Source organism: Candidatus Methylacidiphilum fumarolicum (assembly GCF_949774925.1).
GTDB lineage: Bacteria > Verrucomicrobiota > Verrucomicrobiia > Methylacidiphilales > Methylacidiphilaceae > Methylacidiphilum > Methylacidiphilum fumarolicum.
The window spans coordinates 2,457,982-2,476,671 of sequence record NZ_OX458932.1; the positions used below are offsets into that span (position 1 = coordinate 2,457,982).

17 protein-coding genes and 1 tRNA gene are annotated in these 18,690 nt (G+C 39.0%); 11 read left to right on the top strand and 7 right to left on the bottom strand.

Annotated elements, in window-relative coordinates:
- The first annotated feature begins 51 nt into the window (after window positions 1-51).
- Genes QOL44_RS11105 through QOL44_RS11115 form a run of 3 tightly spaced genes read left to right on the top strand, consistent with a single transcriptional unit; the run spans window position 52 to window position 4,496 of the window.
- Window positions 52-1,083, top strand: a complete 1,032-nt coding sequence (locus tag QOL44_RS11105; protein WP_009061896.1) for a vWA domain-containing protein — start codon at window positions 52-54, stop codon at window positions 1,081-1,083.
- Window positions 1,031-1,816: a hypothetical protein gene (locus tag QOL44_RS11110; protein ID WP_009061897.1), complete on the top strand. Its 786-nt coding sequence runs from the start codon at window positions 1,031-1,033 to the stop codon at window positions 1,814-1,816. The genes QOL44_RS11105 and QOL44_RS11110 overlap by 53 nt, the downstream gene beginning before the upstream one ends.
- Window positions 1,776-4,496: a BatD family protein gene (locus QOL44_RS11115; RefSeq protein WP_045086787.1), complete on the top strand. Its 2,721-nt coding sequence runs from the start codon at window positions 1,776-1,778 to the stop codon at window positions 4,494-4,496. Before QOL44_RS11110 ends, QOL44_RS11115 begins: the two co-directional genes overlap by 41 nt.
- Here QOL44_RS11115 and QOL44_RS11120 read toward each other — a convergent pair.
- Complete coding sequence (locus tag QOL44_RS11120) at window positions 4,493-5,659, bottom strand: glycosyltransferase (RefSeq protein WP_009061901.1); 1,167 nt, start codon at window positions 5,657-5,659, stop codon at window positions 4,493-4,495. The genes QOL44_RS11115 and QOL44_RS11120 overlap by 4 nt on opposite strands.
- Before the next feature lie 38 nt (window positions 5,660-5,697).
- On the bottom strand, window positions 5,698-6,006 hold the full coding sequence (locus QOL44_RS11125; protein WP_009061903.1) for a Rieske (2Fe-2S) protein: 309 nt from the start codon (window positions 6,004-6,006) through the stop codon (window positions 5,698-5,700).
- A 358-nt stretch (window positions 6,007-6,364) separates the two neighbouring features.
- Here QOL44_RS11125 and QOL44_RS11130 point away from each other — a divergent pair, with 358 nt between their 5' ends.
- On the top strand, window positions 6,365-7,402 hold the full coding sequence (locus tag QOL44_RS11130) for a L,D-transpeptidase family protein (protein WP_009061904.1): 1,038 nt from the start codon (window positions 6,365-6,367) through the stop codon (window positions 7,400-7,402).
- Between the two features lie 106 nt (window positions 7,403-7,508).
- Window positions 7,509-7,730, top strand: coding sequence for a hypothetical protein (locus QOL44_RS11135; protein WP_134391404.1), 222 nt, complete (start codon window positions 7,509-7,511; stop codon window positions 7,728-7,730).
- 78 nt (window positions 7,731-7,808) lie between these two features.
- Here the strand turns inward: QOL44_RS11135 and QOL44_RS11140 are convergent.
- A tRNA-Pro gene (locus QOL44_RS11140) sits at window positions 7,809-7,886 on the bottom strand.
- 347 nt (window positions 7,887-8,233) lie between these two features.
- Here QOL44_RS11140 and sufC point away from each other — a divergent pair.
- The 4 genes from sufC to sufT are packed head-to-tail and all read left to right on the top strand — an operon-like array spanning window position 8,234 to window position 12,382.
- Window positions 8,234-8,992 (top strand): Fe-S cluster assembly ATPase SufC, encoded by a 759-nt coding sequence (sufC, locus tag QOL44_RS11145; protein WP_009061906.1) that lies wholly within the window; start codon window positions 8,234-8,236, stop codon window positions 8,990-8,992.
- Window positions 8,993-9,037: 45 nt separating this feature from the next.
- Window positions 9,038-10,462, top strand: coding sequence for a Fe-S cluster assembly protein SufB (gene sufB, locus QOL44_RS11150; protein ID WP_009061908.1), 1,425 nt, complete (start codon window positions 9,038-9,040; stop codon window positions 10,460-10,462).
- A 55-nt stretch (window positions 10,463-10,517) separates the two neighbouring features.
- Window positions 10,518-11,801 carry a SufB/SufD family protein gene (locus tag QOL44_RS11155; protein WP_228343294.1) on the top strand — a complete coding sequence of 428 codons (1,284 nt, stop codon included), beginning with the start codon at window positions 10,518-10,520 and terminating at the stop codon, window positions 11,799-11,801.
- A gap of 26 nt (window positions 11,802-11,827) precedes the next feature.
- Window positions 11,828-12,382 carry a putative Fe-S cluster assembly protein SufT gene (gene sufT, locus QOL44_RS11160; protein ID WP_009061914.1) on the top strand — a complete coding sequence of 185 codons (555 nt, stop codon included), beginning with the start codon at window positions 11,828-11,830 and terminating at the stop codon, window positions 12,380-12,382.
- Window positions 12,383-12,405: 23 nt separating this feature from the next.
- Here the strand turns inward: sufT and QOL44_RS11165 are convergent, their stop codons facing one another.
- Complete coding sequence (locus tag QOL44_RS11165; protein ID WP_009061916.1) at window positions 12,406-13,692, bottom strand: N-acetylmuramoyl-L-alanine amidase; 1,287 nt, start codon at window positions 13,690-13,692, stop codon at window positions 12,406-12,408.
- A 28-nt stretch (window positions 13,693-13,720) separates the two neighbouring features.
- Complete coding sequence (locus tag QOL44_RS11170; RefSeq protein WP_009061918.1) at window positions 13,721-14,299, bottom strand: hypothetical protein; 579 nt, start codon at window positions 14,297-14,299, stop codon at window positions 13,721-13,723.
- A gap of 164 nt (window positions 14,300-14,463) precedes the next feature.
- Between QOL44_RS11170 and QOL44_RS11175 the strand changes: the two genes are divergently transcribed.
- Window positions 14,464-15,561, top strand: a complete 1,098-nt coding sequence (locus QOL44_RS11175) for a complex I NDUFA9 subunit family protein (protein WP_009061920.1) — start codon at window positions 14,464-14,466, stop codon at window positions 15,559-15,561.
- A gap of 5 nt (window positions 15,562-15,566) precedes the next feature.
- Here the strand turns inward: QOL44_RS11175 and QOL44_RS11180 are convergent, their stop codons facing one another.
- Together QOL44_RS11180 and epsC are read right to left on the bottom strand one after the other, a co-directional pair.
- Entirely contained in the window at window positions 15,567-16,703 is a 1,137-nt protein-coding gene (locus tag QOL44_RS11180) for a cysteine desulfurase family protein (protein ID WP_009061923.1), read from the bottom strand.
- A 15-nt stretch (window positions 16,704-16,718) separates the two neighbouring features.
- A complete protein-coding gene (gene epsC, locus QOL44_RS11185; RefSeq protein WP_009061925.1) occupies window positions 16,719-17,591 on the bottom strand; it encodes a serine O-acetyltransferase EpsC in 873 nt (290 codons plus the stop codon).
- A gap of 138 nt (window positions 17,592-17,729) precedes the next feature.
- On the opposite strand from epsC, the gene aroE reads away from it, so the two are divergent.
- Window positions 17,730-18,617, top strand: coding sequence for a shikimate dehydrogenase (gene aroE / locus QOL44_RS11190; RefSeq protein WP_009061928.1), 888 nt, complete (start codon window positions 17,730-17,732; stop codon window positions 18,615-18,617).
- Window positions 18,618-18,690: the final 73 nt, after the last annotated feature.

The window sequence follows — 18,690 nt, forward strand, 5'->3', positions numbered from 1 at the left end:
CGTTGTTGTCTAAACTGATGAGCGTTCATGGAAAATTGCTAAAAAAATAAGATGCAGTTTAAAAATCCCCAAATCCTTTTTGGTTTGTTGCTTTTGCCTCTTTTTTTATTTTTATATTATCATCGAAACTCCGCCTCAAAAGCCACTTTTGCCCACTTATTTAAAGTTTTCTTTTCCCACCAAGGAGTTGAAATTAAAAGAGAAGTGAACCAAAAGATTCCTATCCCTTGGCTTTTCTTCCTTTCTTCAGTTCTTTTTATTGTTGCTTTATCAAGACCCCAATGGGGGGAAACAGACATCGAGTTGCTCCAATCAAACAGCGATTATCTCTTGGCTATAGATATGTCCAAAAGCATGTTAGCAGAAGATACCGTTCCTTCTAGACTGGAAAGAGCAAAATTGCTTGCTTCCAATTTTGTTGCTAAACTTCAAGGAGAAAGAGTCGGATTGCTTGCTTTTACTAGAAATGCATTTGTAGAAGTCCCCTTTTCTACTGACTATGATTTGATCCAAGAAATGATTTCCGCATTATCCCTGGATGATTTTCCAAATGGAGGAACAAGTTTTGCTGCCATGATGGAAGAAGTACTCCTTTTTTTCTCTTCCGAAGAAAGGCATAAAAAAATACTTATTCTTTTCAGTGACGGCGAAGACCATGGAGGGAGATGGGAACAAAAACTTACTGAATTAAAAAAATATGGCGTTCAAGTGCTAGCCATCGGCATTGGTTCACCCAATGGGGCATTAATAAAAAATACCAATGGGTCTCTCTATAAAGACTACAATGGTCAGCCTATAGTCAGCTTTTTCAATCCTTCTTCATTGGAACTTATTGCACATTCTACTGGTGGTATTTATGTCCAGGCGGATAAGTGGCTTGACATTGTCCCTTTGGTTCAAAAGATGGTAAAGAGTCCAGAGTATTCAAAAAATAAAGAAAAAATGAAAGTACTTGCTGAAAAATACATTTACTTCCTTCTCCCAGCATTGTTGCTGGCCTTAGCAAGTTTTTATTGGGAATTTCCTCGTCATGAAAGATTCATTATGGTTAATAAACTCGGTGCAAAAGGGAAAAAAAATTAAAGGCCATTTTCTTCTTTCCTTGTTGTTATTTCTACTTTTTTTCTGTTCGGCACAAGGAGGCAATACAAATAGAGAACTTTACTCTAACTTCATTGATAGAATAGAGGCAGTGAGTAAAAAAGCTGAATTGACAAAAAATGATTGTGTGATGATTGCCCAGTCAACTATTGATCTTGGGAAAAAAAACAAACTGCCCCCAGGGGTGATTGAAGATGGAATAAAAGCTGTGGAATTAGGGAAAATGCTCGATCCCAATTTTCCCTATTGGGAAAGCTATTTAAAAGAACTTTTAAAACTTCTTGAAGAGAATGCCTCTTCCTCAAACATGGCAAACAAAAAGACGGAGCCAGCCCAGAATCAAAAAGAAAAAAATGCTCTGTCCGAACCTATATCCGAATCGAATCTCAGGAAAAGGGGGATGGATCTAAAAGAAAAAAATCAAGGCTTTTCGAAAGATAACCTTTCTTTAGGAAAAAATCCCTCTGCTTTTCCTTCTTCTAAAAAGGAACAAAAAGAATCAACAGCAACTAGCGAATCAAAACAAAACCAAAACTCTCCTCTTAGACCAGATAATTCCTTTTCCGATTCAGAAAATTCAACTGGAGAAGAGACAGAAAAAGAGATAAAATTAAGGCAAATCAAACAGCTAGATAACCCATCAACATTCTTCAAAAGAATGCGTCAAATTGAAAGTGAGACAAACGATTCTTATTTGGAAGATCCCGATTGGTAAGTTCCGATTGGTTTTCCTAGCTTGTTGTTTTTATACATTGCTCAGTGTAATAACTCTAGGCAATGTAATGGCCTTTTCTGCTCATTGGTTACCCCTAACAGAGAAGTTGGAACCTGGGGTATCTGCACATCTCTCTCTTATTTTCGAAAATTGTTCCCCTCAAGATGAAGTCAAACCACCAAAAGTTGCTTTTTTGGAAATCGAGGCTCCATCCATCAGCCGAAATAGCCGTAACGAGCTTATATACGACTTTCCGATTATTCCCCACCAACCAGGCAATTATATTATTCCTCCGTTTTTAATTTCCACTGACCATGGACTTGTGGAAATCCCCCCCATTTCCTTTACGGTAAAAGAAGTAGAAATAGCTCCTATATCGGCTGATGGCGTTGATGCCCAAGTGCTTATCCCCCAAAGAACCTTATGGAAAGGCGAGCCTTTTGTCATAGAATATAGACTCTTAACCCGCTCAGGAACTTTTTTAGATATAACAAGTCAGCCTGAATGGGATCCAAAGGATTTTCTTTCTAACCGATGGGGCAAACCTCAACGAGTGATTTTAAATGCCAACGGAACGTATGCTAGCGGTCTGCGCTATACAACCACCTTATTATCCTTAAAAGCAGGCAAAATTGTTTTGCCTCCAATCAGTCAGCAACTTACTTTGGAAATAGAAAGATTCGGGCGCGGTCTTTTTTCTCAACCTATTGTCAAACCTATCCACTCCACAACCGAACCTAAAGTCATTGAAATAGCTCCACTCCCGGCACCGCCTCCTGATTTTTCTGAAGCAATAGGAACCTTTAAACTTTCCTGTAAGGTGAACCCCGTTGAAGCCATTCAAGGCGAACCGATTTCTCTCTCGATACGAATAGAAGGTACAGGGAATTGGGCAGTCCCCTGGAAACTACCGGAATATCCCCCTTGTAAGGGTATAAAAGTTATAAATTCTTTGCCATCTCGTCAAATAGACCCCGAGTCTTTGTTTACTGGGGTTTTGAAAATGGAGTTAGTGCTTATACCTGATATTTTTGGAGAAATAGATCTGCCTGCCTATTCTTTTACCTATTTTGACGTGACGCAAGGGGAATACCAAACAATTAAATCTGATCCTATTCATTTATCTGTGAAAAAATCCTCCCTTTCAAAACAGACTCCAGACAATAAACAAGAGCTCCTGAGTGATCGCTCTCAGCCGATTAACACAGGCTATCCTCTAGACATGTTACCAACAGGACCTCTCCTTGGTATGGGAAAAGGCTTGGCGCCTTTTCCCCCTTGGGACCTTGGGAAGGAAAGCCTACTTTTTACATTTATATTCTTATTTCTTTGGTGTTTGCTTTGCTGGGATCGTGTTGCCCACAAACCTTTACTGCTCCAGAAAAAAAAAGCGAGTCATTGTTTAAGGACAATCCCGCAAGCGATTGCTAAAGCAAAGACCGATAGGGAGATTTATAGGTATCTCCTCCTTTGGCAAAAAGCATTTAAAGAGTTTTGGGATATTCCTTATCCTTTCCCAGATGAGGACGCTATTGAAAAACGGCTTATAAAGGACTATCTAAAGAACTCTGTCATTGCTAAAAAATGGGTAGCTTTGTGGCATCAGTCCCAGCTTTATTTGTTTGGCCGACTCTCTACTCCTTCATCACAATGGATTGATGAGGCAGAAGAGTTAGCCCGGAAACTGCCCAAAGCTAAGATTCCCTTAAAAGAATTCTTTTCTACGGCAAACTTCCTTCCTTTCCTTTCCCTGATTCTTTTCTTCGGACTGTTATCTAGTATTTTAACAAGCAATCTAAAAGGATTAAAAAATCCAGTTGGTCCGCTCCCTTTTTCTTTTACAAGCAATAAAAGGCTCCCTACTTATGCTTCTTCCATTCTATTTTGTTCATTGTCTGATCCCCCTTCTGATTCAAAAGTCGAATCGTTTTCTTCAGAAGAGGCTTACCGCTGCTATGAAAAAGGGGAGTTTTCTAAGGCTATTGATATTTGGAAGAAAAAAACCTTAGTCCAACCTCTGGATTGGAAAACAAGAAATAATCTTGGGTTAGCCTTTTCACAACAAGAACAATGGCAAAGAGCCTTAGGAGAATGGACAGCAGCTTTTCTATTAGCCCCTCGCAATGCTTCTGTCAGATGGAATTTTACTGTTGGAATCAATAAAAACCCTGAGGCTGATACTCATATTCATTCTTTCCAGAAAAAAGGCTATTTAAACAGCCTAAAAATCTTTCTATCTCCAGGAGAATGGGAAAGAGCAGCTGCTATAAGTATCTTTTTGTTGTTCTTTTCTTTATATATTTTGCTTTTGCATCTTTATCAGAAAATCAGAATTCCAGCCTTTTGCTTCAGCATTGTATTGGTGTTGGCTTTTATAAGCGGTCTTTCTTTATTAGAATATTTTTCATACGGTATTTTTGCAACCCCCAATGCCGGGATGCTTGTTCAGGATACCCCTTTGCGGTCGGTTCCAACAGAAGTCCAACAACAAAGCCTACCTTTAAAAGCGGGTTCAGTGATTAAAGTCATAAAAGCCTATTTAGGTTGGTATAAAATAGAATTTATGAATGGCCAGAATGGCTGGGTAAGGTCTCAATGCGTGACTCTCTTTTACAAAACTCCTCATGCGTTCGTTTCTGAGAAAGAAAAAGGTTTTTATTTATCCATTTTTGATAACTAAACAGGCATTCTTTTCGCTGATCCTTCTATTTGTTCAACCATTTTTTGAGCTACTTTCACCGAATCAAAAAGGCTTTCGGCTAATTCTCTGGCTTTCATAGAATGGTAAGGATAATCTTTTTCAATCCTTTTTATGGCATCAATCGCTTCAGAGATCGTCGTAAAAGGCAAAAGACCCGCTCCGGTAGGGATGATCCTTGACCAACCAGTATCCTGAATGACTGCTGGTTTTCCCATTGCCAAATAACATACGGTTCGATCGCTAAACCAACCACAATCGCTAAGCCAGTAGCCATTTTTTACTACAGAAAATTCCCCCCGAGAAGTACCAATAAAATTTCTATAGCTTTCAAAATCTGAGGCTATAGCTGAAACACTGAGCATATCCCAGTTTTTGGAAAGAAAACGGTTGCGAATCTCGTGGTCTTCTTGCAGATCCGAAGCAATCTGAAAAAGAACTTTCCCATCAAAAAAAAGAGGAAGTTCAATAACCTTTTCGAACTCACTGGCTTTGTTCCCGTAAATTTTACCTTCCCAATTTACTTCAGGATAACCACACCAATGAGTGATTGTTGACCATCTTTTGCCGCCTAGCCGTTTGGGCCATAGCTCTAAACATACTGGAGGAAATGTAGGAATCCAATTGATCCCCGTGAAAGGTATTCTCTTACCATCCTCTTTTAAAGAAAGGCCAACAGTAAAAAAAATGTCATGAGCTTCCAGATTCATATCGCAACCATAACCCTTCGCCCATATCTGTGTAAAAGTAGGATCCAAATCCAGATAAACCCTTTTTTTAAAGGCAGAAAGAAGGTTCTTATTCCGTATGAGCCCAGAAATATTTAAAAGAAAAGAACTTTCCCTTGCAAAATGGAGAAAGGCATCGAGATTTTTTGCTTCCCCATTGATAAAAATCGTAGATTGCTCAACAAAATCAAAATAGGAAGTAATTAATTTCCAATGGCTTAAAGCTAATTTCAGGACTTGTTTGGGATTATAATTTTTAATTTTTGGCAAACTCTCTTGGGTGATCTCTTCTAAAAGCCAAACATCCCACCCAAGGTTACGAAAGGCATATGCCCATTGAATAAAGACAAGATTAATCCCTATCGCAGAAATCGGATAACCAGCAATACGACATCCGATGACTACCTTTTTGGCCATGTATCATTCAAATATTATTTTTAGGCCAAAAAATAAATTCAAATCTCCACCTCTAAGTCTTCTCCTATTTTCTGACAATGATAAGCTCTTACTCCTCTAGTTGCTGGACCACAAAGAACTTCTCCTGTCTTTAAACTAAACCGTGCACCATGCCACGGGCATTCTACTTCCCCCTCTTCCAGAAATCCTTCACTAAGAGGACCTCCTTCGTGAGGACATGTATCATCAAGAGCATAATATGCTCCCTTATAACAAAAGATAGCTATTTTTTTTCCCTCTAGTTCTACGCATTTAGCTCCTCCTTCGGGAATTTCAGAAGCTTTAAAAGGACATTTAATTTTAGCCATGCTCCGATTTTTAATGTGCTCTATGCAGTTGTCAATGAAATTTGAGAGCCTGCTGAATGCTATGTTTTACCCCTAAAAAACTCATACAAATGGATACGGCCCAAGTTAACTGCCATTGGCTTCCCTTCCTTTTCTTTGGGCTATACCCTTTTTGCCTCGTCTCCCTATTGATTCCACACACTTGCCTCCTCTCTCTTTCTTGCTTTAAACTTACTGTTGTCTCTAAGCTATAAATAGCCTCTGCCTCCGCGTTATCTTTCCTCTCCCTTGCTTCGTAGGCTTTATAGGCTCGTCGAGTCAGGAAAAAACTTAGATAAATTCATTGCCAAATGGCCTTTATTCCATAAAATGAGTAAAAATGCAAAAATCTCCTTTCCCTCGTTTTTTTTATGCAACCATTCTATCCGCTTTGTTCATGGGAGGATGCGCTTTAAATAATACTCAAAAGTCCAAACAACTTTCTTCAGCATTTCCTTCTAATTTGATCCGGGTGAGCATTCATGATCAAAAAATGGAGCTGATTCAAAATATAGGCAAAAATGGAGAATCCCACCGGTATTATCCTGTATCAACCTCGAAATACGGTATTGGGGATGAATGGAATAGTTATAAAACCCCTATTGGGAGGTTTGTTATTGCAAAAAAAATAGGGGATGGCATTCCTATGGGCGGCAAGTTTTACCATAGGAAATTTACTGGGGATGTCATTAAATTGACTGCTTATGATCCTTCAAAGCCGGCTTTTGATCATGACAGCATTTTGACAAGAATTCTTTGGCTTAGGGGGTTGGATTCTCAGAATAAAAATTCCTTTTACAGAGGAATATTTATCCATGGGACGAATCAAGAACCGCTGGTCGGACAGCCTGTCAGTTATGGCTGTATAAGAATGAAAAATAGGGATGTTCTTGAACTTTACGATTTGGTCGGAGAAAACACTCCTGTATATATTCAGAAAGAACCACTCAAAAAGCCGGTTCCTAAAGAGGTTTTAGCAAGCTTTCATTTTTATAATCAGCCAAGAATTCAACCCGTGGCTTCTTCCCCTATTCAAGAACAGCCTTCCATTAAGGTTGCACCAGCTATAGCAGTAGCTTCTGAGCCAACTCCTAACACAACTATTTCAGGAAGTAGTCCTCAAAAAACTCTAACCCAAAGCAATCATATCCTTGTCCAACAGCATCCTAGAAACATGGCTCCAACTACTAACTCAAAGGGTCATTCCCAATTGGCTTCCCAAAGGCTAGCCACACCTCATAGTTCTAGGCATCCTCATTTGACAAAACCGTTGGTACACAGCAAGAAAAAAATAAGTGCTGTTAAGTTAGCCAGCCATTCAGTAAAATCCACTACTGTTGATCCTTCCCCTTCAAAAAAGAAAAAGCCTCTTGAGTGATAGTTTCGAAAAACAAAGCCAAGCTTGGCCGTTCAATGAAAAACCTTTCCCATTCACTGGAATTTTGAGATGCAGCGAATGTGCGGTGCCGGCAATAACGGCATCAATGGATACAGCAACGACAGAACTTATCGCTATTATCGTAGCAGCAAACCCCTTAGTTATTGCATACCAAGACCAAAGGGGAAAAAAACTGGATAGACCCATTGAAAGAGTGGATTTTATCTGCTCTCCTCACACTGAAAAACTGTCTTCGTTAAACGATTTTGATGAAATCAAATCGTATATATCATTGGACCAAGACGATGACTGTTGGACAAAAAACTAATTTCTGATTTTCAAAAGCTCTTTGCTCTGGGAAAGCAAACGAGCAAATACTTTCCCCAGAAATGATGAAAGTTGCATTTGGTCGGGGCGACAGGATTTGAACCTGCGACTCCCTGCTCCCAAAGCAGGTGCTCTAGCCAGGCTGAGCTACGCCCCGTAGCCTTCAATCTTTCCTAAAAAGGGTCCCTCTTCATGCCCTACATCCAGACATTGAACATGAAACTTGGCTGGAAGGATAGAACCGTCGGTAGGGCAACCCTCTAAAACGTTGCGCGTCGAGTTAGCATGCTTTATATTATCCGATCGTCAAGCAAAAACAATAACTTCATTGTTAAGAAAAGACGAAGAGAAAAAACATAATAACTGAAAATGACAAAGTAATTTCTTTTGCAATGTTATTTTCTATACATAATTGTAGTATTTCTCTCATTCAAAATTAAGAAAAAACCTGAATATATAGAGGAAAAACTTGGCATGCTTTTAGCTCTATAGTAGGAATAGATTATGAGCTTAAAAATAGAAAATCTTCACGGAGGCATTGGAGGCAAAGAGATTATTAAAGGCATAACTTTGGAAATCAATCCAGGAGAAGTTCATGCTATCATGGGACCGAATGGGTCAGGAAAAAGCACCCTTTCAAAATTGCTAACGGGGCATCCTGATTATGAAGTTTATTCGGGAACAGTGTTATTGGATGGAGAACCCATCCTTGATCTCGCACCAGATGAAAGATCTAGAAAGGGATTGTTCATGGCCTTTCAATATCCTTGTGAGATTCCTGGAGTAACTGTAGCTAACTTTCTTCGTGCGGCTCTACAAGCCCGTCTTCCTGAAGGGAAGACGCTCAACATCACCGATTTCTACAAAGAGCTCTATGCGGCTATGGAAAAACTAGCTATGGATAGAAAATTTAGTTCCCGATATGTTAACGAAGGTTTTTCTGGTGGAGAAAAAAAGAGGAATGAAATTCTTCAAATGGCAATCTTAAAACCAAAGTATGCAATTCTTGATGAAACGGATAGTGGTTTAGACATTGACGCCCTGAAGATCGTTGCCAACGGAGTGAATGCCTTGAAAGGCCCTCATATGGGGATTTTACTCATTACCCATTATCAAAGACTGCTTAATTATATTTTACCGGATCATGTCCATGTAATGGTCAATGGAAGGATAGTGGAAAGTGGAACAAAGGAGTTAGCTTTAAAACTAGAAGAAAAAGGATACAGCCAATTTGAAGAAGAATTGGCAGTGCAAACTCCATAAAGTTGGAGTAAATTTCACTACAAACAAAAAAAATGGGGGAAATCTATGCAGACTGTAAAAGAAACGAATAAAGAAGAGATTGTGTCGATCAATTCCCTTGTAGAGGATTTCTCTTATGATATTGAGTACTCTTATGATGCTGGCATAGGGCTAAATGAAAAAACCATAGATTATATTTGCGACGTAAAAAATGACCCCGATTGGATCCGTGATTTTAGGAAAAGAGCTCTTCGTATTTTTCTCCAAAAGCCTTTGCCTGTGCATTGGGCAAGCAAAGAGCTCGAAAAAATTGATTTTGATAAAATCCGCTATTATCTAGCCTACAACAAGGCTCCTCAAAGAAGTTGGGACGATGTGCCTGAGGAAGTTAAAAAAACCTTTGAAAGATTAGGGATTCCGGAGCAAGAAAGAAAGTTTCTTGCTGGTGTAGAAGCTCAATTTGACAGCGAATCTGCTTATTCCAACATCAAAGAATCATTAAGCAAACAAGGGGTTATATTTGTTGGGAGCACAGAGGGATTGCACAAATATCCAGAAATTTTTCGAAAGTGGTTTGCTAAAGTTATACCTCCAGCCGACAATAAGTTTGCGGCTTTAAATAGTGCTGTCTTCAGTGGTGGAAGCTTTATATATGTCCCTCCAGGAGTTAAAGTTCAACAGCCACTTCAAGCTTATTTCAGAATCAATGCCGAAAGTTTTGGTCAGTTTGAAAGAACTCTTATCATTGCTGATGAAGGATCAGAAGTGACATATATGGAGGGATGTACAGCGCCTCGGTTTGAAACCTCCACCTTACACAGTGCAGTCGTTGAGTTGGTCGCCATGCCCGGTGCAAAAATTCAATATATAACGGTCCAAAATTGGAGTTCGAATGTTTTTAATCTAGTAACCAAAAGAGCTATTGCCATGGAAGAGGCCGAAGTCCGATGGCTAGACTGCAACATCGGCTCCCGCTTGACAATGAAATATCCAGGGGTTGTCCTTAAAGGGAGAAAAGCGAGGGGAGAGGTCCTTAGCATCGCCCTAGCAAATAGTGGTCAGCACCAAGATACGGGAGCGAAAATGTATCATGCTGCCGATGAAACCACCAGTAATATTATTTCCAAGAGCATTAGTATTGGCTCTGGAAGAGCCAGTTACCGAGGGCTTGTTAGCATGCCTAATCATTTAAAAAATTGTAAGAATAATACCGAATGTGATGCCTTACTTATTAACTCGTCTTCACGGACAGACACCTATCCAGCAATAACAGTGATTGGCAATAAAAATGCCACTCAACATGAGGCAAGTGTTAGTAAAATCAGTGCCGAACAACTCTTTTATATGCAACAACGTGGACTACCTGAAGATGAAGCTATGAGCTTATCGGTTAATGGATTTATCAATGAACTAGTGAGAGAATTTCCTATGGAATATAGTGTAGAATTAAAAAGGTTGATCGATTTGGAAATGGAAGGTTCTGTTGGTTAGGCTTCCTTAAGATCTATCATTCTAATAGACAATGGAGTAGTTTCCCATGCACCTTATGCAAAAGAACTCTGTAGTAACCAAGGCAGAAAAAAATAGCATCCCTTCCTGGTGGGAGGATATCCGAAGGCAAGCCCTTTTAGACTATGAGAGGCTTGCCCCTCCACAAAAAAAAGACGAAAAATGGCGATTTTCCACTATAGAGAGAATAAAATGGGAAGGCTACACCCCTAAGATTCCAGTGAGTCCTTCGGATCTAGATAAGATTTGTCAATTCTTCCCTTATGAAAATTCACTTGGTTCGATTGTCTACGGGAATGATACCGTTCTTTTTTATTCTCCAATCTCTGAAAAACTTCAAAAAATGGGTGTCATTTTCTCTCCCTTAATTGACGCCATAACCTTATATCCTGACCTCTTAAAAGAGTACATTTTTAAAGAAAAACTTTCTATGGGGAGTGACAAATTAGAAGCCCTCCATCGATCGAATACCCTATCTGGCGTTTTCCTTTATGTTCCTAAATATGTCGAAATTCAGGAATTTTTTGAAGTATGGTTTTGGCTTTCTGAACCTAACACAGGAACCTATCCACATTGCTTATTCGTTTTGGAAGAAGGCAGTAAGGCAAGAGTACAATTAAATTTTAGATCTATCAATGAAAGAGGAGGCTTTAGTTGCTCAGCAATTGAAAGTTACCTAGCTCAATCATCGCATTTTGAACTTGTCTCTGTACAACAATGGGCCAAAGAGGTTAATTCTTTTCTATTCAGTCTTACCGATGTTGGTCAAGACGCTCAAAGTACTTCTCTATACGTCAATGTGGGAGGGGCATACAATCGATTTGAAGGCAAAACACGCCTTAGTGGTGCCGGAGGCTCAGCCGAAGTTCTTTCAGCTACTATAGCAAAGAATAATCAAGAATTTGATCAACGAACCCTTCAGATTCATTCCGCTCCTTATACAACCAGTAATCTATTGTTTAAAAATGTACTGTTTGATTCAGCAAAAACTATTTTTTCTGGCATGATCGATGTTTCTCCAGAGGCACAGAAAACGGATGCCTATCAAAGTAATAAAAATTTGATATTGGGAGAAAACGCTGAAGCCAATTCCTTACCTGGTCTTGAAATTATGGCCGATGATGTTCGATGCACTCATGGAGCAACAACCGGCAGCCTAGCAAAAGAAGAACTATTTTATAGTCAACAGAGAGGGATACCCAAACCGGTTTTTGAAAAGCTTTATTCGGTTGGGTTTCTTGCTGAGTGTGTTCAAAGATTAAAAAATACACAAATAGCTGATCGAATCCTTGACTTTTTCCACAGTTCCTTGCAAGTATAAATGAAAGGTGTTACCTATACTGTTAAATGAATGTGAACAATTCCCAATCCAGGTTGACTAGGGATGTAGAAGCAATTCTTATTCCTAGCGGTGATAAGGTGCAGCTTCAGAAGGATAAACCCTTTCAGATTACCCAATCTATGGGAGGTTCCTATACCATCATCTATGATAATAGGCTATTGGTGAGGGTAGACGCTAAAGATGCCGATGCCCTTGGAATCCAACAAGAGCTTTCTACTCAGAAAGAGATTTTAAGTGAACATGAAGAACTGACCGAAGAAATTATATATAGCCGTCTAAAAGAAGTATATGATCCAGAAATTCCTGTAAACATTGTAGATCTTGGATTAGTATACGACTGTCAAATTAAAAGAAAAGAAGATGGTAGTTATGCGGTAGCTGTTAAAATGACATTGACTGCACCAGGATGTGGCATGGGGACTATTTTAGCCCAAGACGCTCAATCAAGAATCCTTGAAATACCATCTGTTTCAGAAGCCCAAGTGGATTTGGTTTGGGACCCTCCATGGAATCCCAGTATGATTAGTGAGGAAGGGAAAATGATCCTTGGTTTGGTTTAAGAGAACCGTTTTTTTTCCTGTTCCTATTCTTGAACGACAATTCCTTGCTTGGAAGTAGCCCAGGATATTACTCCCTGAGTGATGATTTCTGCATACTCAACAAAAATGCTTTTAACAGATTTTCCATTTATATTTTTATTGCCATCATAATCCCCAGCAATGATCCTATCATAGGAATCAACGGAGTTCATATACGGCCCTTCGATAAAAACAACTGGGCTATGATAGATTCGATTAGCCAATAAGTTTCTTGCAAAAATATAAGGACTTTTCCCGACCTTATAGGCTGCCGACCAATTCGTATAAGTTTCAGGTGGAAAGTTCCATACGACTTCCATTTCTTTGGCTACAGCTTCAGAGATTTCCAACTCAGGAAGAGCCGTCCGAGACAAAAGCTTGTAGAGCATATCCCATTTCTGATCATCGAAAACTAGCTCTTCTTCCGAATAATTTCCATTAACAAATACCACCAGTTTACTTTTGGGAACAAGCTCTTCACGTGTCGGATGCTCGGACCATTTGTCGGCATTGAAATGGACACAAATAGTTATATCCGGCCTCAAACGATCCACTAACTCGGCTCTGGCTCTTATTTCTGCATTTCTATAAAAAAGTCTTTCAGCGGTTAATGAAATTTTTTTTTCTATTTCATCTGAAAAACGATATGGCAGATTGTCTTGGTTTTCGAACGGAAACAGAAGAGCAATGGCATCCTTCCTTAGATTGGCTGGTCGCAGTTCAGTCACAGGCTCATAATCTTTTTTTGTCCAGACAACTTTTGCCCCAGCATCTTCCAACAATTTCGCTGCTCTTTTACAAACATTCATATTGAGCTCAGCTTCTATGACAGGAGGATCAGAACCAATTTGAAAAAATCTTTCTTCCATTTTTGCCCATTTCCCTCCGATATGTCCGGGATCCAAGCAGATAATGAGGCCTTTTAGTGGCTTAGTTTCTATAGGCTCTTCCCCTTTAGTTTTTATATTCGATACCCAATTAGCCTTTAGAGGCACCTGTGATTCTGGATCGGGAGCAAGTCGCAATCGATATAACAGTTCGTTATGCTCCGTATCAGAATATATAGTTACTTCGTTGCCATTAATGATTGTATATCGCCAAAAAGATCCGCTTGGAGAATACAGCGTGTTTATCAATTGAACAAACTCATCCCTTGTAATGGTTTCTTGAAATTGATCTAGACGAGACCAATCAGGAGAGGGGGCAAGGGGAGATAATTTTTGCACAGCAAAAAGAGGGATCAAACTCTGAAAGAAAAAAAAAACAATCGCTAGAAATATCCCTTTTTGCATAATACCTCTACAATCGATGGTGCCTCTATCAATGTAAAACTTTTGAAAAATTTAGTTTCATCTTATATACCTTACCTGTGATTGCCCCTATGATAACATAGCCAATAGAGTGCTCCAGCCCGTTTTTGTCTGCAAAAAAATCCAGAATCCAACACGCTTCTTCATGCTCCTTAAGTGATGCGAGCCGAAAGGTTACTGTGCTTAGCCTTACGGCTTTAAACATCTCGTTAGATTTTGTGGCAATGTCTAAAGCTCTATTCGAATCTATTTTTAACTTAGAAGGATTAACCGTATTTTCTTTTTTATAAGGCAAAAGGTGTAAGTTTCCAAGGGAAAAAAGACCATCTTTAATTTCCGTTACCTGTCCTCCAGCGACTGTAATTTGTTCGGAATGGGACCATGAATGCGGATTCCAATAAATAAATTGCCAACTGACTGGAGTTAAAGTTGTAGGACTGCGTTGGCCAATGATTCCATACAAATACTGTTTGGAATCCGGACTGACTTGCTTTTCAGCAATTCTAAGAGCTTCAAAAGCCGTAGGAGTTTTTGCATATAAAAAAAGAGGACAGAATAAAAAGGCAAAAAGGAGTATCGACCGTTTCATGTTTTTTCTTTCCTTTATATAGAGATTAGAATTTCTCTCACTCAATAGCAAAGAAACAAAAAAAGATCTTAAGCAAAAGAAATAGAGAAGGAAAAGTTTCTTTTTTATTTAGTCCTTGATTTACACTATTTTTTATCGATTCCTTTGAAATTTATAATCAAGCTATGGCAACCATACTAGTCACCGGTGGCACAGGATTTATTGGTAAAAGTGTAGTCAAGCTTCTTTGCCAGTTAGGATATAAGGTGAGAGTATCGACTCGGAATTTAAAGCAAATAAAAGCGCTTTACGAGCTACCTTGTGAATTCTTAGAGGGAGATCTTTCGGATCTGTCTTTTGCTAGAAAATGTAGTTCAGGAATCGATGCCGTTATTCATTTGGTAGGAATTATTGTTGAGCAGGGACAGGATACTTTCAAGAAAGTGCATGTTCAAATTACTAAAAACATGATTCAAGCTTCTAAGGAAAACGGAGTGAAGCGATTTCTTCATATGAGTGCATTAGGGACTCGTCCTAATGCAAGAAGCCGTTATCATCAAACAAAATGGACTGCCGAAGAACTGGTAAGAAATAGCGAGCTAGATTGGACAATTTTTCAGCCCTCAGTTGTCTTTGGAATAGGCGATGACTTTACGAAAAGATTATATAAAATGCTTTTTTTTCCAAACAATCCTCTGTTGTTATTCCCATTGATTGATGGCGGAAAAAGCAAGCTTCAACCTATATTTGTTGAAAATGTTGCAGAAGCCTTTGTTCGGGCCATCCCCAATCCTAATACCTTTCATAAAACTTACACACTTGCTGGGCCAGAGGTCTACTCTTTAAAAGAAATTCTATTGATGATTTTAGATCTATGTCAGATACCCTACAAAATTGAATCTTTCCCCTTTTATACCCTATCAAGAATTGCGATGGCACTATTAAGCTTTTTAGTTTATCCTCTTATCGGTCTTAAGGCCTTATTTGAACATTGGCGCGGAGACTTTTGGGCTCCCTATCTGCTTTCTTGGCTTTTCCTCTCTCTGCTATTTCGTAAAAGCATAGAAAAGAGAATACTATTTAATGTGCCTTCTTCTGTTGCTTTACCTCTTGCTGGAATTGTTGAAAAACTGATAAAAAAGCCGCCTATAACTAAGGAAATGCTTGTGATGCTGCAAGAAGACTCCATTGCTGATAGCTCCGAAACAATTAAGGAACTTGACCTTCAATTGGTATCTTTTACAACGGTCCTTCCTGATATCATCAAGGCAATTGCTATATAAAAGATTCAAGACAATGCTTTTTGTTGTGAGAGAACTACCTCTCTGATTCTTTGGGCTGCTACGGTAATTTCTTCTTCCGTGGTAAATTTTCCGATAGAAAATCGAACCGAAGAGATGGCTTGAGAAGGCTCATATCCCATCGCCATAAGGACATGAGAAGGCTGACTGGTGCCAGACATACAGGCTGAGCCACTAGATGCTGCAATCCCTGCAAGATCAAGCCCTATTAAAAGATCATGTCCACTGAGTCCGGAAAAGAGGACAAGAAGCGTATTTGGTACTCTTCGATTAGGGTCTCCAACACGTTCTATACCTGGAAGATCAGCTAGGGATTCCCACAGCCTTTCGATGAGCCGAAATTGTCTTTCCTTTTGTTCCTCCATCTCTAGGAGAGAAATTTCTAAAGCCTTTGCAAGTCCAATGATTCCTAACAAATTCTCTGTTCCCCCTCTCTTCCCTTTTTCTTGATTGCCGCCATAGATTAGTCTTTCAAAAGGAACCCCCTCTTTGATAAAAAGGATTCCTACTCCTTTGGGTCCATAAAATTTATGAGCTGAAAGGCTAGCCAAAGACAATCCTTTTATATCTATGGGAACTTTACCGATGCTCTGGACAATGTCGGAATGAAAAAAAATTTCTTTTTGTTTGCACAGATTCGCTATTTCTTCAATTGGCTGGCATACTCCTGTCTCATTGTTTGCCGATTGGATGGAAACAAGAAGAGTTTGATCCGTAAGGTGAGAAGATAATTTTTCTAAATCGACTATCCCTTGCTTAGAACAGGGAACAAAACTGATTTTGCATCCATTTTTTTCTAAGGAAAAAGCTGTTTCTAAAACAGCATGATGCTCTATTGCCGATAAAACAATATGGTTTTTCTTTTTCTTGTTTCCATAGACAACCCCCATGAGAGCCAAGGAATCACTCTCTGAACCTCCAGAAGTAAAAATAATTTCCTTGCTTTTAACTCCAAGAAGCTGGGCTACTTTTTCACGGGCCTTTTCTATTAGAAAGCGCGCCTGTCTGCCCTCTTCATGGATGCTGGAAGGATTACCCATGACGGTCATCCCAGAGGCTATTTCTTTGATAACCTCTGGATGCATGGGGGTTGAGGCATTGTAGTCAAGGTAAATGCGTTTCATTACCTATCTTTTGATCTATTCGTTCTTCGTTCTTACGCGAATTTCTTGATCAACAAGAGTGACAATCGAATTGGGAGCAACTGGATGAGTGAGCCAAACATTACCGCCTATGATGCTGCCTGCCCCTATTACTGTTTCTCCTCCAAGAATGGTCGCTCCTGGATAGATAGTGACATAATCTTCTATTGTAGGATGCCTTTTTTGTCCACGCAATCTTCTTCCACCCTTAGTAGATCGTGCACCAAGAGTAACACCATGGTAAATTTTCACATGATGTCCAATTTTGCAGGTTTCCCCAATGACAATACCCGTTCCATGGTCTATGAAAAAATCTGAACCAATCTCGGCTCCTGGATGGATGTCAATCCCTGTTCTGGCATGAGCCCATTCGGTCATCATCCTTGGAATCAATGCCACATTTTCCTGATAAAGCACATGAGCTAATCGATACACAGCTATGGCTTCAATTCCTGGATATGCTAAAAGTACTTCTTCAATACTTGCTGAAGCCGGATCTCCTTCATAGGTAGCTTTTAGATCTGTAGCTAAAATCTTTCTGATTTCTGGAAGCTTAGACAAAAATCTCTGGCATATTGATTCAGCGGTTTGATCCTTTATGGGAGAAAAAAGTAAACTTTTCTCCAGCTCCTCTAATAAAGCTTGATACACTCTTTTTAAAACTTCCAAACAAAACGATCCTACTTTGTCCTGAGAAAGAGAAAGAGAAATATAAAATCCAGGAAATATAAGACTTAAAAGGTCTTCGGTGAGTTTTGAGACGGCTTTTTTGGAGGGAAGATTCTTCCCATCAGCACAATTGATTCCACCATGAATTTTATAAGAGGTAAGAAGCTCCTCTAAAATCAAATTGAAAGAAAATTTTTCCATTTTTTTCCCTTATCTATTAAAATCTAATGTGATCTTAATGAAAACTTTCAATTTTTAGCTATCGCTATTCCATCTATTCTCAATCATATTAGCTATTAGTAGCGATTATTCATTCGAAAATATTGTTTGATTTTTACGATGAGGAACCAAAAGTATTTTACTTTGGAAACACTTGCTGATTTTCATCCAACAAAACCTAGTTTTGCAGTCTTAGGAAAACCAATTGCTCACTCCTTATCTCCCATTTTCCAAAAGGCAGCTTTTGAAAAATTATCCATCGATTCAGAATACATACGAATAGAAGTTTCAGAAGAAGAATTAGAACAGGCGGTGAGCCTTTTGATTAAAAAAGGTTTTTTAGGTTGGAATTGTACTTCTCCTCTTAAAAAAAGGATGATGGAGTTCTGTAACCAATTGGACCATTCGGCAATTGCTCTCGGATCAGTCAATACGGTTAAAAGAATGGAAAACGTATTATGGGGCTTTAATACGGACGGCCTCGGATGGGTAAACGACGTTAAAAAAAACTTCTCTATTGATTTCCAAAAGTTATCCATTACCATATTAGGCACGGGAGGAGCAGGGGAAGCTATTGCCAAACAATTAGCCACGGAAGGTGCCCAAAAACTCATATTAGTAAATAGAACTTATGGTAATGCTTTAAATTTGGCAAATGTTTTAGAAAGTCAGTACAAAACTAAAATTCAAGTCCTGACTATAACAGAAGCTAATGTTAAAAAAGCAATTGAGCAAAGCGAGCTTTTTGTTCAAGCCCTCCCTTTTCAATATTTTAACTCTCTTGGATTTCATTGGGAGAATATTCTGCGACCTGGAATCCTTCTTTATGATCTTTTATACTTTCCTAATCCTACCCCCCTTGAATCACTAGCAAAAAAGTCCGGTTGCAAGGCATTAAATGGCTTGGGGATGCTTATCGAACAGGGTGCGCTTTCATTTTCAATATGGACCGGCCTTCCTGCACCTATTGAAATAATGAAAAAATCAGTGGCTTTTTATGAAGCTTAGATAGTTGATTTAGAAATAGAAAAAACCTAAAAGGTTTTTTCTATCGGAACATAGAAAAAAATTATTCATGTCA

What these genes read in the sequence shown, in the direction of transcription:
- QOL44_RS11180 (WP_009061923.1), bottom strand. Translation starts at nt 16,703, where the DNA reads ATGAAACGCATTTACCTTGACTACAATGCCTCAACCCCCATGCATCCA.
- sufB (WP_009061908.1), top strand. Translation starts at nt 9,038, where the DNA reads ATGCAGACTGTAAAAGAAACGAATAAAGAAGAGATTGTGTCGATCAAT.
- QOL44_RS11155 (WP_228343294.1), top strand. Translation starts at nt 10,518, where the DNA reads ATGCAAAAGAACTCTGTAGTAACCAAGGCAGAAAAAAATAGCATCCCT.
- QOL44_RS11130 (WP_009061904.1), top strand. Translation starts at nt 6,365, where the DNA reads ATGCAAAAATCTCCTTTCCCTCGTTTTTTTTATGCAACCATTCTATCC.
- QOL44_RS11135 (WP_134391404.1), top strand. Translation starts at nt 7,509, where the DNA reads ATGGATACAGCAACGACAGAACTTATCGCTATTATCGTAGCAGCAAAC.
- QOL44_RS11110 (WP_009061897.1), top strand. Translation starts at nt 1,031, where the DNA reads ATGAAAGATTCATTATGGTTAATAAACTCGGTGCAAAAGGGAAAAAAA.
- QOL44_RS11120 (WP_009061901.1), bottom strand. Translation starts at nt 5,659, where the DNA reads ATGGCCAAAAAGGTAGTCATCGGATGTCGTATTGCTGGTTATCCGATT.
- QOL44_RS11175 (WP_009061920.1), top strand. Translation starts at nt 14,464, where the DNA reads ATGGCAACCATACTAGTCACCGGTGGCACAGGATTTATTGGTAAAAGT.
- QOL44_RS11170 (WP_009061918.1), bottom strand. Translation starts at nt 14,299, where the DNA reads ATGAAACGGTCGATACTCCTTTTTGCCTTTTTATTCTGTCCTCTTTTT.
- QOL44_RS11125 (WP_009061903.1), bottom strand. Translation starts at nt 6,006, where the DNA reads ATGGCTAAAATTAAATGTCCTTTTAAAGCTTCTGAAATTCCCGAAGGA.
- sufT (WP_009061914.1), top strand. Translation starts at nt 11,828, where the DNA reads ATGAATGTGAACAATTCCCAATCCAGGTTGACTAGGGATGTAGAAGCA.
- QOL44_RS11165 (WP_009061916.1), bottom strand. Translation starts at nt 13,692, where the DNA reads ATGCAAAAAGGGATATTTCTAGCGATTGTTTTTTTTTTCTTTCAGAGT.
- aroE (WP_009061928.1), top strand. Translation starts at nt 17,730, where the DNA reads ATGAGGAACCAAAAGTATTTTACTTTGGAAACACTTGCTGATTTTCAT.
- QOL44_RS11105 (WP_009061896.1), top strand. Translation starts at nt 52, where the DNA reads ATGCAGTTTAAAAATCCCCAAATCCTTTTTGGTTTGTTGCTTTTGCCT.
- epsC (WP_009061925.1), bottom strand. Translation starts at nt 17,591, where the DNA reads ATGGAAAAATTTTCTTTCAATTTGATTTTAGAGGAGCTTCTTACCTCT.
- sufC (WP_009061906.1), top strand. Translation starts at nt 8,234, where the DNA reads ATGAGCTTAAAAATAGAAAATCTTCACGGAGGCATTGGAGGCAAAGAG.